The 14,490-nt window shown below is 37.4% G+C and carries 15 protein-coding genes; all 15 read right to left on the bottom strand.

Annotated elements, in window-relative coordinates; genetic code table 11:
* Nucleotides 1–187: 187 nt before the first annotated feature.
* On the bottom strand, nucleotides 188–610 hold the full coding sequence (locus JOD14_RS02640) for a F0F1 ATP synthase subunit epsilon (RefSeq protein WP_204653147.1): 423 nt from the start codon (nucleotides 608–610) through the stop codon (nucleotides 188–190).
* A gap of 14 nt (nucleotides 611–624) precedes the next feature.
* Nucleotides 625–2,031: a F0F1 ATP synthase subunit beta gene (gene atpD, locus JOD14_RS02645; RefSeq protein ID WP_204653148.1), complete on the bottom strand. Its 1,407-nt coding sequence runs from the start codon at nucleotides 2,029–2,031 to the stop codon at nucleotides 625–627.
* 26 nt (nucleotides 2,032–2,057) lie between these two features.
* Entirely contained in the window at nucleotides 2,058–2,981 is a 924-nt protein-coding gene (locus JOD14_RS02650) for a F0F1 ATP synthase subunit gamma (RefSeq protein WP_204653149.1), read from the bottom strand.
* Nucleotides 2,982–2,996: 15 nt separating this feature from the next.
* Nucleotides 2,997–4,553, bottom strand: coding sequence for a F0F1 ATP synthase subunit alpha (gene atpA, locus JOD14_RS02655; RefSeq protein WP_204653150.1), 1,557 nt, complete (start codon nucleotides 4,551–4,553; stop codon nucleotides 2,997–2,999).
* Between the two features lie 23 nt (nucleotides 4,554–4,576).
* Nucleotides 4,577–5,119: an ATP synthase F1 subunit delta gene (atpH, locus tag JOD14_RS02660; RefSeq protein WP_204653151.1), complete on the bottom strand. Its 543-nt coding sequence runs from the start codon at nucleotides 5,117–5,119 to the stop codon at nucleotides 4,577–4,579.
* Nucleotides 5,109–5,633, bottom strand: a complete 525-nt coding sequence (atpF, locus tag JOD14_RS02665; RefSeq protein ID WP_204653152.1) for a F0F1 ATP synthase subunit B — start codon at nucleotides 5,631–5,633, stop codon at nucleotides 5,109–5,111. Before atpF ends, atpH begins: the two co-directional genes overlap by 11 nt.
* A gap of 110 nt (nucleotides 5,634–5,743) precedes the next feature.
* A complete protein-coding gene (gene atpE / locus JOD14_RS02670; protein ID WP_204653153.1) occupies nucleotides 5,744–5,956 on the bottom strand; it encodes an ATP synthase F0 subunit C in 213 nt (70 codons plus the stop codon).
* 31 nt (nucleotides 5,957–5,987) lie between these two features.
* A complete protein-coding gene (gene atpB / locus JOD14_RS02675; RefSeq protein WP_204653154.1) occupies nucleotides 5,988–6,707 on the bottom strand; it encodes a F0F1 ATP synthase subunit A in 720 nt (239 codons plus the stop codon).
* A 269-nt stretch (nucleotides 6,708–6,976) separates the two neighbouring features.
* Entirely contained in the window at nucleotides 6,977–7,435 is a 459-nt protein-coding gene (smpB, locus tag JOD14_RS02680; RefSeq protein ID WP_204653155.1) for an SsrA-binding protein SmpB, read from the bottom strand.
* 11 nt (nucleotides 7,436–7,446) lie between these two features.
* Complete coding sequence (gene rnr, locus JOD14_RS02685) at nucleotides 7,447–9,798, bottom strand: ribonuclease R (RefSeq protein ID WP_204653156.1); 2,352 nt, start codon at nucleotides 9,796–9,798, stop codon at nucleotides 7,447–7,449.
* The gene (locus JOD14_RS02690) at nucleotides 9,795–10,550 is read right to left on the bottom strand and encodes an alpha/beta hydrolase (RefSeq protein ID WP_239576052.1); all 756 of its coding nucleotides are present in this window, start codon (nucleotides 10,548–10,550) and stop codon (nucleotides 9,795–9,797) included. The genes rnr and JOD14_RS02690 overlap by 4 nt, the downstream gene beginning before the upstream one ends.
* Nucleotides 10,551–10,655: 105 nt before the next feature.
* Entirely contained in the window at nucleotides 10,656–10,895 is a 240-nt protein-coding gene (secG, locus tag JOD14_RS02695) for a preprotein translocase subunit SecG (RefSeq protein ID WP_204653157.1), read from the bottom strand.
* Nucleotides 10,896–11,039: 144 nt separating this feature from the next.
* The gene (gene eno / locus JOD14_RS02700; protein ID WP_204653158.1) at nucleotides 11,040–12,341 is read right to left on the bottom strand and encodes a surface-displayed alpha-enolase; all 1,302 of its coding nucleotides are present in this window, start codon (nucleotides 12,339–12,341) and stop codon (nucleotides 11,040–11,042) included.
* Nucleotides 12,342–12,442: 101 nt separating this feature from the next.
* A complete protein-coding gene (tpiA, locus tag JOD14_RS02705) occupies nucleotides 12,443–13,198 on the bottom strand; it encodes a triose-phosphate isomerase (RefSeq protein WP_204653159.1) in 756 nt (251 codons plus the stop codon).
* A gap of 34 nt (nucleotides 13,199–13,232) precedes the next feature.
* Nucleotides 13,233–14,423 (bottom strand): phosphoglycerate kinase, encoded by a 1,191-nt coding sequence (locus tag JOD14_RS02710; RefSeq protein ID WP_204653160.1) that lies wholly within the window; start codon nucleotides 14,421–14,423, stop codon nucleotides 13,233–13,235.
* Between the last annotated feature and the right edge of the window lie 67 nt (nucleotides 14,424–14,490).

Consider the following 14,490-nt stretch of genomic DNA (forward strand, 5'->3'; position numbering starts at 1 on the left):
CTTTAAAAAGCCAAAATTAAATAACAAAAAAAGAAGAACCTGAGTCCTTCTTAATTATACGGATATTGCTAAACAACACTATTTGACAAAGAGCCCTTATATCTTGCCATAAACACTATTTGACAAAGAGCCAAAAAAAACAGAAAAATCTTATTAATTAATAAGATTTTTCTGTTATGCTAAATAATTAATAATGTTTCGAAACGTTAATTCGATTAATTGCACGGTGTAAAGCAACTGTTGCACGACGTAACTCATCGACGTCATCATGAGCTTTTGCTTCAGCAATTAATTCTTCTGCGCGACGTTTGGCTCTTTCTGCTCGTGGAACGTCAATATCACGCTCCCGTTCCGCGCTATCGGCAATAATCGTTACGACATTATCTCGAACTTCTAAAATACCACCATTCACTGCAATCCAATCCACATGTTCATCTGAATCAATCCGTTTTACTCGAACTTCATCAATTGTGAGAGGCGCAATAATTGGCGCATGTCGTGGTAAAATCCCCAAATCGCCATCTGGTGTCCGAGCAACGACCTTATTGGCATGATGCTCATAAACAATTCCATTGGGTGTAACCACACTTACTTCTAAAAAATGTGACATAAGGCACCTCTTTTCTAGTAACCTAATTTCTTAGCTTTCTCAATGACGTCTTCAATTCGACCAACTGAGCGAAACGCTTCTTCTGGTAATTGATCGTGTTTTCCATCCAAAATTTCTCTAAAACCTTTGATCGTTTCGGCAACCGGCACATAAGATCCTGGTTGACCAGTAAATTGTTCCGCGACGTTAAAGTTTTGTGATAAGAAAAATTGAATTCTACGTGCACGAGCCACTAAGACCTTCTCATGATCGGATAGTTCATCCATACCTAAAATTGCAATAATGTCTTGAAGTTCACGGTAACGTTGTAAAGTATGTTGGACTTCTGTTGCGACTTCATAGTGTTCTTCACCAACAATTTCCGGCGCCAAAGCACTTGATGAAGATGCTAGTGGATCAACCGCTGGATAAATCCCTTGTTCGGTTAATTTCCGCTCTAAGTTTGTCGTCGCATCTAAATGCGCAAATGCTGTCGCTGGAGCTGGATCCGTATAGTCATCCGCAGGAACATAAATCGCTTGAATCGAAGTAATCGAACCTTTTTTCGTTGAGGTAATCCGCTCTTGTAACTGACCCATTTCAGTTGCTAATGTTGGTTGATAACCTACAGCGGAAGGCATCCGGCCAAGTAAGGCTGAAACTTCCGAACCCGCTTGAGTGAAACGGAAAATATTATCAATAAAAAGAAGAACGTCTTGGCCTTCAACATCTCGAAAATATTCGGCAATGGTTAGTCCGGTTAGCGCAACACGCATTCTTGCACCTGGTGGCTCATTCATTTGACCAAAAACCATGGCTGTTTTTTCAATAACACCAGAATCTTTCATTTCAAAATATAAGTCATTTCCTTCACGAGTTCGTTCACCTACCCCCGTAAACACTGAAATCCCACCGTGTTCTTGTGCAATGTTATGAATTAATTCCTGAATCAAAACTGTTTTCCCAACACCTGCACCACCAAATAAGCCGACTTTCCCACCTTTTAAATACGGTGCTAGTAAGTCAATTACTTTAATTCCTGTTTCCAAGATTTCGGTACTGGTACTTAGATCTTCGAATTTAGGCGCACTTTTATGGATTACTTCACGTTTGGCCTCTGTTGAAAATGCTTCACCTAAATCAATTGTATCTCCTAAAACGTTAAAAACACGTCCTAAAGTTTCTTTTCCAACTGGAACAGAAATTGCTTTTCCAGTATCAAGAACTTCCATCCCACGTTGAAGCCCATCTGTTGATTCCATGGCAATTGTTCGAACAATACCATCGCCAAGTTCTAAAGCGACTTCTAAAACGACTTTTGTTTTTTCTTCATTATTTTTATAGACAATTAAGGCATTGTTAATATCTGGTAAGCTTTGGTCTAAGGAGAATTCCACGTCAACAACGGGACCAACGACTTGCGCTATTTTGCCTGAACTCATTATTTTTCCTCCATTCATTTACAAAATTATTCGAGAGCAGCAGCGCCTCCAACAATTTCCGTAATCTCTTGTGTAATCGCACCTTGTCGTGCACGGTTATAAGAGATCGTTAAATCATCAATGATTGTTTTTGCATTATCTGTGGCTGTCTTCATCGCCGTCATGCCAGCTGCGTGTTCTGCTGTTTTAGCATCAACAATTGCGCCGTAAATCAAACTTTCCGCATATTGAGGAAGTAACTGCTTCAAAATATCTTCTTTAGAAGGCTCAAAAATATATTCTTGTTCATACACAATCGCCTCGTCGTGATTGATATCTGAAATTGGTAACATTCTTTCCACTCGAAATTGACTTGTCAATGAGTTCACATGATGATTATAGCAAACGTAAAGCTCATCAAACACTTCATTTTGATACATCGTTGTGGTTAAAGAAACAATTTTTCGAACTTCTTCAAAACTGGGTTGATCAGAAAGGTGACGCAACTCATAAGCAACATTAATTCCTCGTGCTTTAAAAAAATCGGCACCTGTACCACCAATGGCCAACATCACATATTCCTCTGCTGAGCGATGATCTTCTTCTATGATTGTCATAACTTGCTTTAAGATTGAACTATTGTAGCCACCCACTAAGCCACCATCAGAAGTGACCACAATATAAGCAGTCCGTTTAATTGGACGATGAATTAACATACTGTTATAGTTAATTTCTTGCGTTTCATCTTCTATTGTTTCTTCGTTATTTTCTTCATCGGGTTCATCGGGTAAGCTAGCCATGATATGCGTCACTAACTCACGAATTTTAGAAGCATAAATCTGAAAATGGTTGGAGTGTTCTTCTGATCTAGTTAATTTAGAGGCTGAGACCATTTGCATGGCGCGCGTAATTTGACTCGTCTTTTTCGTGGAAACGATACGCTGTTTTATTTCATTAAGGGATGCTCCCATGAATTTTCACCTCTTTTATACATTTTCCATTGCTGCTAACTTATCTTGCGTTGTTCCTGCATAGGCTTTACTTGCTAGTAATTGATCACGATATGCTTTAATGGCTGTATCTAACAAGTCTGTTTCCGGTAAATCTTTTGTTGTGCGAATCGTCTCTAATAAATCGGCATGCTCTTTATCCATATAAGCAAATAAGCCGGCTTCAAACTCTAAAATTCGGTTCACTGGAACGGTATCTAAAAACCCGTGTGTTAACGCATATAAAATTAGCACTTGTTTTTCAACTGGTAATGGTGCATGTAATTTTTGTTTTAAGATTTCAACTGTTCGACGACCACGATTTAATTTTGCTTGAGTAGCAGCATCTAAATCAGAACCAAATTGCGTAAAAGCTTCTAGCTCACGATAACTCGCTAAATCTAGTCGAAGGGTACCTGCAACTTTTTTCATTGCTTTAATTTGAGCGGACCCACCAACCCGAGAAACAGATAAACCTGCTGCCACCGCCGGCCGAACGCCAGAATAAAACAAATCATTTTCCAAGAAAATTTGACCATCAGTAATTGATATGACATTCGTTGGAATATATGCCGAAATATCACCTGCTTGGGTTTCAACAAAAGGCAAAGCAGTCATTGAGCCACCACCAAGCTCATCACTTAATTTGGCTGCTCGTTCTAATAAACGAGAATGCAAATAAAAGACATCTCCTGGATAAGCTTCCCGACCTGGTGGACGACGAAGTAATAAAGATAGTTCACGGTAAGCCACCGCTTGTTTTGATAAATCATCAAAAACAATCAATACATGCTTACCATTGTACATGAACTCTTCACCCATCGCGGTGCCAGCATAAGGGGCAATATAAAGCAAGGGTGCTGGTTGAGAAGCTCCTGCTGCGACAACAATTGTATAGTCAAGTGCACCATGTTGACGAAGTGTTTCAACTTGTGTACGAACCGTTGAATCTTTTTGTCCAATCGCAACATAAATACAAATCATATCTTGGCCTTTTTGATTAATGATTGTATCAATCGCAATCGAGGTTTTTCCTGTTTTACGATCGCCAATTACTAACTCACGTTGCCCACGGCCAATTGGAACCAAAGCATCTATTGCTTTTAGACCTGTTTGCATCGGCTCAGAAACCGATTTTCGTTGCATAACACCTGGGGCTGCCGTTTCAACTGGTCGAAATTTTTCTGTTTCAATTGGTCCTAGTCCGTCAATTGGCTGTCCCAAAGGATTGACTACGCGACCAATCAAAGCATCTCCAACTGGGACTTCCATAATCTTACCTGTTCGTTTTACTTGATCTCCTTCTCGAATGGTTTCAAAATCACCTAAAATAATAATCCCAACATCATTTGTTTCTAGGTTTTGAGCCATTCCATAAGCGCCATTTGAGAATTCTAATAACTCCCCACTCATCGCATTTTCAATTCCGTGGGCACGGGCAATCCCATCCCCGACGTAAGTTACTGTCCCTGTTTCTTCAACGTTTAGCTTGTTTTCATAATTTTTAATTTGTTCCTTAATTAAGGTACTAATTTCTTCAGCTTTAATGGACACTTGCTTCACCTCTTCTACCGTGTCTATTTACTTAAACTTTTTTTAATTTGGTTGAGTCGTGTTTTGAGGCTACCATCAATCACTTGATTTTTTGTCTCCACGACTACTCCTCCTAAAATTGTAGGATCAATTGCTTCAGTTATTTCAATTTGAGCATAGCCAAATTGCGTCTTTAATTTTGTAACTAATTGTTCTTTTTGTTTTTTGTTTAAAGGAACCGTTGTTGTTACTTTAACTGGCAAAACACCCATTTTTTCATAATAACGTCCTTCAAAATCAGCAATAATATAAAGCAGATCATTCATCCGTTGATTACGATAAATGACGAACAAAGCTTGCTTTAAAAGGCCTTGAAATTCTGAAGTTAGTGTTTCAATAATCTGGTCTTTTTCTGTCATTGCAAGCTTTGAATTGCTTAATACATCGCCTAAATTAGGAACTTCCGTAAAAATTTGACGCAAGACTTGCACGTCTTGGAAAACCTCTTCTAGCACCTGCTTTGTTTCCGCCAATTCGAACAAAGCTTTTCCATATCGTTTTCCAACTTCATATTTATTAAGCTTCATGTTCTGAACCTAGTTGTTCGATGTATTGATCGACTAGCATTTCTTGATGCTCTAGAGATAAATCACTTGTTAAGATTTTTTCAGCAATCGCTATCGACAAGTCTGCAATCTCTTTTTTCGCTGCAGCCATTGCCGTTTGGCGTTCAAAATTAATATCTTGATGTGCCTTTTCTTTCAAACGCTCAACTTCTTCTTGCGTTTGACTCAACAATGTTTGGCGGTTTGATTCTCCCTCTTTTTTTGCTTCTTGAATAATTAAGTTTGCTTCATCTTCTGAATGCTCAAAACGCTTCTCTATTTCTTTTTCGTATTTTTGTGCATTGATTTTCGCTTGTTCTGCTGAATCTAGATCATTTGAAATCTGGTCTTCACGTTTTTTAAAGACTTCACTAATTTGTTCCCAAGCAAAGTGCTTTATTAATGCAAGCAGCAAAACAAATGAAACCGTCACGACTAAAAAACTACTAATCGTGGTATTGGGTGAGGCATTTAGTAAAACTAAGTGATTTAGCATTTGCTAGACACTCCTATCTATAATTAGCTTCCTTTATTGCTTAGTTAGCCCTTCAATTTAAAAAAGCAGAAGAGATTGTTGTCTTTAATCGCTCCTGCTTTTCTTTGTTATTAACGTAAAACAAGAAGTAAAGCAACTACAATCCCTAAAATTGGCACTGCTTCGATAAAGGCCATCCCTAGAATCATTGTTGAACGTAATTCACCAGACATTTCTGGTTGACGTGCCATTGATTCTAATGTTTTTGAAACAACTTTTGAGTTTCCGTAAGCTGCTCCTAGTGCTGATCCGATAATTGCTAATCCTGCTGCGATAAAGTTCATAATAATTTTCCTCCTAATTAATTACATTTTATTAATGTTCTGCTTCGATTTTGTGACTTAAGAAAACCATGGTTAATGTAACAAATACGTAAGCCTGAATCCCACCGATAAATAGCGAAAAACCAATCCAGACCATTTCTAACGGTATCGCAAGTGGTAAGGCTATCCAGCCGATTGAAGTAACCATTGAAACGATTAATCCCAAAAGAACTTCCCCTGCAAAGATATTTCCGTATAGACGTAATCCCAAACTAATAACGTTGGTAAATTCCTCTAGTAGTTTTATCGGTAAAATAAAACTTACGGGTTTCAAATAGGAATTTAAAACATAATCTTTAAATCCTAGTTTCTTAACACCCATATAATGGGTAAATACGATTACCATCAGCGCTAACCCCAGTGTTACAATCGGGTCGGCTGTTGGACTTTTCCAAAGACTTATTTCATGAGAAGTAACGATTTTTGTCATAAGTCCAATTTCATTGGCAACTAAAATAAATAAAAATAAAGTAAAGCCAAGTAAATGATAATTATTTACTTCTTTGCTTGGTAACTGACTTTTGATAATCCCTCTGACAAAATCGATAATAAATTCAATAAAGTTTTGTTTTCCTTTCGGTTTTATTTGTAGATTTCTAGTACAAATGAAAACAAGTAAAAAAACAATGATACAAGTGAGCAGTGTCATCAAAATAAGTGTGCCATCAAACCAAACGGGTCCTATTTGAAACAGGAGCGAACGTTCTTCCAAAATTTTTCACCTCTTTTCTAAAGCATCTTAAACTACCTAAAAGTTATGATTGTCTTTTCAGTAATTCCTAATAACAGACGCTATCATACCACTAGGATAGAATTTTTTCAAAACATTTTCAGTAAAAAGACGGGTTCTATTCATTGAAAATTGTAATCGTAAAATCGCCTATGAACACTTTTGCTAATAGTAGTCTTTTTTATTTGAAAACGTCGCTTTCAATCATCATAGCAAATAAATTGAAAGCAAGCAAAAATTACAATTTATGTCTACTTATTTCGCAAGACCCTTTGAATTTCTCGTTCTTGGTCTTTACGTTTCAAGGATTCGCGTTTGTCATAATCTTTTTTCCCTTTAGCAAGTCCAATTAAAACTTTCGCATAACCATCTTTTATATAAACCTTTAAAGGGATAATGGTCATCCCAGCATTTTTCGTTTCGACTTGTAATTTTTGAATTTGTTTTTTTCTAAGTAGTAGTTTACGTGTTCGCAGTGGATCATGATTAAAAATATTTCCTTGTTCATAAGGGCTGATGTGAACATTCGACAAATAAGCTTCGCCATTACGGATTCTTACAAAGCCATCTTTTAAGTTAATTCGACTATTACGAATTGACTTAATTTCTGTTCCTTGCAAAACAATACCAGCTTCAATGGCTTCAACAATTATATAATCATGACTTGCTTTACGATTTTGGGCAACTACTTTTCCTTCACCTTTTGGCATTTCTTACTCCTTCACTTTTTTCTATCGGATTTTTTTTTACTTTTTTTAAGGGCTTTTGCATAAAACGGCCCTTGTTTTTTTGTTTTCTTTTTATTTCTACCTTTTTTTCGATCTTTCTCCTGTTTTTCGGTTCTTTTGTTTTCAGTTACATTTTTATTTTTACGAAAATTCCCTTGTTTTTTGATTACAATCGGTTCGATTGTTTCTGCTGAAACGAGTTCAAAATCAATTTCTCTCGTTTCCGGATCAGATTTCGCCACTTTTATTCGAACTTTTTGGCCAATTTTAAACGTTTGGCCCGTTCTTTCACCAACTAAAGCGAGATGGTTCTCAAAATAGTGAAAATAATCTTGCTTAAGTGTCGTTAAATGAATTAACCCTTCAATTGTATTTGGTAATTCAACGAAGAAACCAAATTTGGCAACTGAACTAATCACCCCATCAAATTCTTCATCAATATGATCAAGCATGTATTCCGCTTTTTTAAGTGCATCAACTTCTCTTTCTGCATTCACTGCTCGACGTTCCATTTGTGAGCTATGAATCGCAATATCTGGTAAGTTTTCTTCCCAATATGCTTTGTTTTCTGGCGTTTTGTCCAGTTGGTAAGAACGAATTAAACGATGAACAATTAAATCTGGGTACCGTCGAATAGGAGAGGTAAAATGCGTATAATATTCGGCAGCTAGACCATAGTGCCCTTCATTATTTTCTGAATATTTTGCTTGTTGCATGCTTCTTAGTAACATGGTGTTAATTACCATAGATTCTGGTTTTTCAGCAACTTCTTGTACAATCGCTTGTAAATCTTTAGGCGATACTTTGCCTTTAGTGTTTTTAACAACGAGACCTAAAATTGAGGCGAAATCTAAAAAACGCCGCATTTTTTCTTCTTTTGGATCTTCATGAATCCGATAAATAAACGGAAATTTTTTTTGATGGTAATGTTTAGCAACTGTTTCATTTGCGGCTAACATAAATGACTCAATCAAACGCTCACCGACGCCACGTTTTCGAAAGACAATCTCTAGGGGATGGCCTTCTTCGTCCACTAAAACTTTCGCTTCTCGATCTTCAAAGGTTACTGCTCCACGCTTAGTACGCATATTTTCAAGCAAATGATGTAAATCCGCCATTTCCTCAAACATTGGGACGAGTGCCGCATATCGACTGCAAATTTCACTATTATTTTGTTCTAAAATCTCATTTACATCGGTATAAGTCATTCGCTCAACGGATTGAATCACACTCTCAAAAATGTCATAATTGACAACTTTCCCAGTAAGGTTGATTTCCATTTCACAACTCATTGCTAAACGAGGGACTTTCGGATTTAAAGAACAAATACCGTTAGACAACCGTTGAGGCAACATTGGAATGACTCGATCCGTTAAATAAACACTCGTTCCTCTTTCAAACGCTTCTTGATCTAATGGACTATCTTTTGTCACGTAATAAGAAACATCCGCAATATGGACACCTAGAAAGTAATGGCCATTTTCAAGCCTTCTAACCGTAATTGCATCATCCAAATCTTTTGCGTCTTCTCCATCAATTGTGACAATCGATTGGCCAATTAAATTTCGACGAGTAGGAAAGTCAGCTGGATCAATCTCATCTGGCACTTCATCTGCTTGTTTTAATGTTGTCTCTTGAAATTGTGTTGGAATGCCATTTGAAATAACGATTGATAAAATATCCATGCCAGGATCATTTTTATAACCAATCACTTGTTTGACGATTCCTTCAAGAGAAGTAGCATACGCAGCTTCTGGGTAATGCGTGATTTCGACAAGTACGATACTGCCTTCCATTGGTCGAATCCCTTCTGCTGCAATGAATATTTTAAAATCTCCTAGTTTTTTATCTTTCGGTTTTACTACGCCATATAAATCTGTTTCGCGAATTTCTTCATCAGAAAACAAAGTAAACTCTCCGACTACTTGAGTTAAGTTTCTTTTTCTAATTTCTACCACTTTGCCTTCTGCCCCGCGATCGTTAAACGGGTCGGCTGGATGAGTAATATCAATCGCCACCGTATCGCCATCTAACGCAAAGCCTGTTTGTTCTTTCGGAATATAAATGTCGTCTTCTTCAGGGTCGACTGTCACAAAACCAAAACCACGCTCATTCCTTCTGAAAACGCCTTCTAATAAAATAAGTTTTTGTGGTAATTTAATTTTTCCTTTTTTCGTAAAAACAAGACTTTTTTCTTGTTCCATTTTTGCAATTGTTTGAACAAGTATTTGAAAGTCTTTACCTTTTTGAAGGCTAAGAACTTCGGCTATTTCTTCTAAAGAAAAACTTTTTTTATTACTTTTTTCTAAATATTGGACTATTTTTGTTTTAATTGTTTCTTTCATTCTTTATCCTCATTCCAAGATAAGCCATCAATAAAATTGAGCACATCTCTTTCAAATTCTTTTCGATCTACACCAATTGTAATGACATGCCCACTATTTGGGTACCACTGTAGGTTATACCGTGTTTGTTTTAAATTTTGAACGACCTGGTGAATCCCTTCAGGGTCTACCAATTGATCTTTGCCAGCTTGGGCTAAAAAGACAGGCTTTTTAATTTGTGGTAAATTTTCAAATGTCCGCTTCGCAAATTGTTCAATTTCATTTAATTGTCGCAATGAATCTGTTGTTAATTGTTGAAGCATCTGTTCACTTAATGGCTCCCCTTGACTTTTCTGCCAAATATTTTTTGCGTATAGTAAGAAATTGGGATGAATTGTATTGGGACGATCAACAATTAAAGGTGAGCAAAATGCCCCACCGCCAATTAAATGATCATATTGTTCTAACGCTCTTAAAGCAAAGACGCCACCCATTGACAGCCCAAAAACGGCAATTTCTTTAAATCCTTCCGTTTGCAAAAAAGAAAGCGCTTCTTGTGTATCTTTCCACCATACTTCCGGAGCTTTCGCTAATATATCTTGCGCGTCATTTGTTCCATGGCCGGAAAACAAAGGCGCCAAAATGGTATAATTTTCTTTCTCTAAAAAACGGCCCAACATACGAACATCATTATAACTCCCTGTGTACGCATGCAGTAATAAAATGGCACGTTTTCCTTTTTTAAAATACAGACTATTTTTACTATGTTCCAAAACAATCACCTCTTTGTCATTTTAACATAACCGCTATTGAAATACCTTATTTAACACTATGAGGATACAAAAAAAGAACCTAGGTATTTCCTAAGTTCCTTTTGTTTATTTTGTTGAGGATAATAGCACTAATACAAATAATAAAATCATCCAGACCGCACCTAAAATGGCCGTTGCGCGTTGCATAACCGCTTCAAACCCGCGTGCTTTTTGTTTACCAAATAGTTGGTCTGCTCCACCAGTAAATGCGCTGGCTGCACTATTTTGCTTACTTGGTTGCATCATGATTGCTATAATTAAAATAACCGACAAAACAATCACAAGCCCTAAAATTAAATCATACACGAAAACCCCTCCTTTACCACAGTATCCATCGTTTATACTTTAGCACAAGTCTTTTTTATTTACTAGCAGAAAATGCTTTATCTAATTAAAAAAGCCGCTTCTTTTTCAAAGAAAAGAAACGACTTTTTTTAAATCCATAAATGCTTATTTATTTTTTAAGTTGTAGAAAGCATCTAAACCTTTGTAAACTGCTACTTCACCTAATTGGTCTTCAATACGTAATAATTGGTTGTATTTAGCAATACGGTCAGTACGTGATAAAGAACCAGTTTTGATTTGGCCAGCGTTTGTTGCAACAGCGATATCAGCGATTGTTGAATCTTCTGTTTCACCAGAACGGTGAGAAACAACTGCTGTGTAGCCTGCTTCTTTCGCCATTTCGATTGCTTCAAAAGTTTCAGTTAAAGTACCAATTTGGTTAACTTTAATTAAGATTGAGTTTGCTGTATCGTTAGCGATTCCGCGAGATAAGATTTCAGTGTTTGTAACGAATAAATCGTCACCTACTAATTGAACTTTGTTACCTAAACGTTCAGTTAATAACTTCCATCCATCCCAGTCGTTTTCGTCCATACCATCTTCAATTGTGATGATTGGGTATTTGTTTACTAATTCTTCTAAGTAATCTACTTGTTCAGCAGAAGTACGTTTTGCGCCACCTTCGCCTTCGAATTTCGCGTAGTTGTATACACCATCTTCGTAGAATTCAGAAGCTGCACAGTCAAAGCCTAAGTAAACATCTTTACCTGGTTCTAAACCAGCTGCTTTAATCGCTTCTAAGATTGTTTCAACGCCATCTTCTGTTCCTTCAAAACGTGGAGCGAAACCACCTTCGTCACCTACAGCTGTTTCTAAACCACGAGATTTCAAGATTTTAGCTAACGCATGGAAAACTTCTGCTCCCCAACGTAACGCTTCTTTAAATGTTGGCGCGCCAACTGGTAAAATCATGAATTCTTGGAAAGCAATCGGTGCGTCTGAGTGAGAACCACCGTTGATGATGTTCATCATTGGAGTTGGTAATACTTTTGTATTGAATCCACCTAAGTAGTGGTATAAAGGAACTTCTAGGTAATCTGCAGCTGCACGAGCAACAGCGATTGAAACGCCTAAAATTGCGTTTGCACCTAATTTTCCTTTGTTAGGAGTGCCATCTAATTCGATCATTGCTTTATCGATTGCCATTTGATCACGAACATCATAACCAATAATCGCTTCTGCAATCACGTTATTTACATTATCAACTGCTTTTGAAACTCCTTTACCTAAATAACGATCTTTGTCGCCATCACGTAACTCAACCGCTTCATGCTCACCAGTTGAAGCTCCTGAAGGAACCATTCCACGGCCGAATGCGCCTGATTCAGTGTATACTTCTACTTCGATTGTTGGGTTACCGCGTGAGTCTAGGACTTCGCGAGCGTAAATATCAGTAATAATTGACATGTTATGTCTCTCCTTTAAAATTGTTTTATCTTAAGGGTTGTCCCCTTGCGATTAGTTTTATTGTAATGAATTTTTAGTAATACTGCAAATGAAATCTGAAACTATTTAACAGCTTCTAATAAAGCTAAGAAAGAATTTGCTTCTAAAGCAGCACCGCCAACTAATGCACCATCAACGTTTTCTTTTGCCATGTATTCTGCAATGTTTTCTGGTTTTACAGAACCACCATATTGAATACGAACCGCTTGCGCTACGTTTTCACCATATAGTTTTTCAACCGTTGCACGAACTACACCACAGATTTCATCCGCGATATTTGCATCCGCTGATTTTCCTGTTCCAATTGCCCAGATTGGTTCATAAGCAATCACTAGATTTGAAACTTGTTCATCTGTTAAATCAGCAAGACCGGCTGTAATTTGGCCTTCAATCCATTCGGCTGTTTGACCAGCTTCGTAAGTTTCTAAAGACTCACCACAACAAAGAATTGGTGTCATGCCATTGGCAAAAATTGCTTTTGCTTTTTTATTAATCTCTTCATCTGTTTCATGGAAATACTCACGGCGTTCAGAGTGACCAATAATCACATATTGCACACCTAAGTCAGCAATCGCTGCTGGTGAGTTTTCACCAGTGAATGCACCAGTATTTTCCCAATAAGAGTTTTGTGCTGCTAATTTTACTTCTGAACCTTTTAATTCTTCAGCTAATGCTGCTAAGAATAAAGCTGGAGATCCAATGACTGAATCAACAACATCGTTTGCTGGAACCGCATTTTTAACGGCTTTTGCAAAATCAACTGCTTCAGCTAACGTTTTATTCATTTTCCAGTTACCTGCGATAATTGGTTTACGCATAAAAGATGACACTCCTTCTTTGTTTTCAAAAAAATTATTTGTCGTTAATTGCTGCTAATCCCGGTAAAACTTTACCTTCTAGTAATTCTAAGCTTGCACCGCCACCTGTTGAGATGTGCGTAAATTTATCGGCAAAACCTAATTGTTCCGCAGCTGCTGCTGAATCACCGCCACCGATAATTGTCGTTGCATCTTTAAGGTTAGCAATTGCTTCACAAACACCGATTGTTCCTTTAGCAAAGTTAGACATTTCAAATACACCCATTGGGCCATTCCAGACAACTGTTTTTGCATCTTTTAAGATATCTGCAAATAAAGCCACTGAGTCAGGACCAATATCTAAGCCCATTTGGCCAATAGGAACATCGCCTGTATGAATTTCTGTTGGTACGTCGTTTGAAAATGATGCGGCACAAACTGAATCAACTGGTAAAACAAGTTTATCACCAGCTTTTTCAATCAAGCTTTTTGCTAATTCAACTTTATCTTCTTCAACTAAAGAGTTTCCAATTTCCATCCCTTTCGCTTTGTAGAAAGTATAAGTCATTCCGCCACCGATTAAAATTTTATCTGCTTTGGGAATTAAATTTTCAATAACACCAATTTTATCAGAAACTTTTGCGCCACCTAAAATCGCCACCATCGGACGTTTTGGTTCTTCCACTGCTTCGCCGATAAACTTAATTTCTTTTTCCATTAAGAAGCCAGCAACTGTTGGGATACCAGTTGATGCAATACCAACGTTTGAAGCGTGCGCGCGGTGAGCAGTACCAAAAGCATCATTTACAAAAGCATCGCCTAAAGAAGCCCAATACTTGCCTAAGTCTGCATCATTTTTGCTTTCTTTTTTGCCATCAATATCTTCAAAACGTGTATTTTCAAAAACAACCACGTCGCCATCTTGCATTGCAGCAATGGCTTCTTCTAAAGCAGCTCCTCGTGTTTCGGGAACAAAAGTTACTTCTTTACCTAATAACTCGCCTAAACGTTTAGCAACTGGCGCTAAAGATTTGCCTGCTTTATCTTCTTCTGTTTTTACACGACCTAAGTGAGAGAATAAAATGGCTTTTCCACCGTTTTCTAAAACGTAGTTAATTGTCGGTAATGCTGCTTTAATTCGAGTATCGTCCGTAATCACACCATCTTTTAAAGGAACGTTAAAGTCAACACGCACTAAAACTTTTTTATCTCTTAATTCGATATCTTTCACTGTTTTTTTTGCCATGAATAGAAGCCTCCTAAATTAAATTGATTCATTAAAAAAAGCGGAGAAGCGTGTCGCTTCCCCGCTT

The organism is Enterococcus lemanii, from assembly GCF_016909125.1.
Taxonomy (GTDB): Bacteria; Bacillota; Bacilli; order Lactobacillales; family Enterococcaceae; genus Enterococcus_I; species Enterococcus_I lemanii.

Bases quoted from the DNA above. Each gene is read 5' to 3' on its own strand.
- JOD14_RS02640 (WP_204653147.1), bottom strand. From the start codon at position 610: ATGTCACATTTTTTAGAAGTAAGTGTGGTTACACCCAATGGAATTGTT.
- atpD (WP_204653148.1), bottom strand. From the start codon at position 2,031: ATGAGTTCAGGCAAAATAGCGCAAGTCGTTGGTCCCGTTGTTGACGTG.
- JOD14_RS02650 (WP_204653149.1), bottom strand. From the start codon at position 2,981: ATGGGAGCATCCCTTAATGAAATAAAACAGCGTATCGTTTCCACGAAA.
- atpH (WP_204653151.1), bottom strand. From the start codon at position 5,119: ATGAAGCTTAATAAATATGAAGTTGGAAAACGATATGGAAAAGCTTTG.
- atpF (WP_204653152.1), bottom strand. From the start codon at position 5,633: ATGCTAAATCACTTAGTTTTACTAAATGCCTCACCCAATACCACGATT.
- atpE (WP_204653153.1), bottom strand. From the start codon at position 5,956: ATGAACTTTATCGCAGCAGGATTAGCAATTATCGGATCAGCACTAGGA.
- smpB (WP_204653155.1), bottom strand. From the start codon at position 7,435: ATGCCAAAAGGTGAAGGAAAAGTAGTTGCCCAAAATCGTAAAGCAAGT.
- rnr (WP_204653156.1), bottom strand. From the start codon at position 9,798: ATGAAAGAAACAATTAAAACAAAAATAGTCCAATATTTAGAAAAAAGT.
- eno (WP_204653158.1), bottom strand. From the start codon at position 12,341: ATGTCAATTATTACTGATATTTACGCTCGCGAAGTCCTAGACTCACGC.
- tpiA (WP_204653159.1), bottom strand. From the start codon at position 13,198: ATGCGTAAACCAATTATCGCAGGTAACTGGAAAATGAATAAAACGTTA.
- JOD14_RS02710 (WP_204653160.1), bottom strand. From the start codon at position 14,423: ATGGCAAAAAAAACAGTGAAAGATATCGAATTAAGAGATAAAAAAGTT.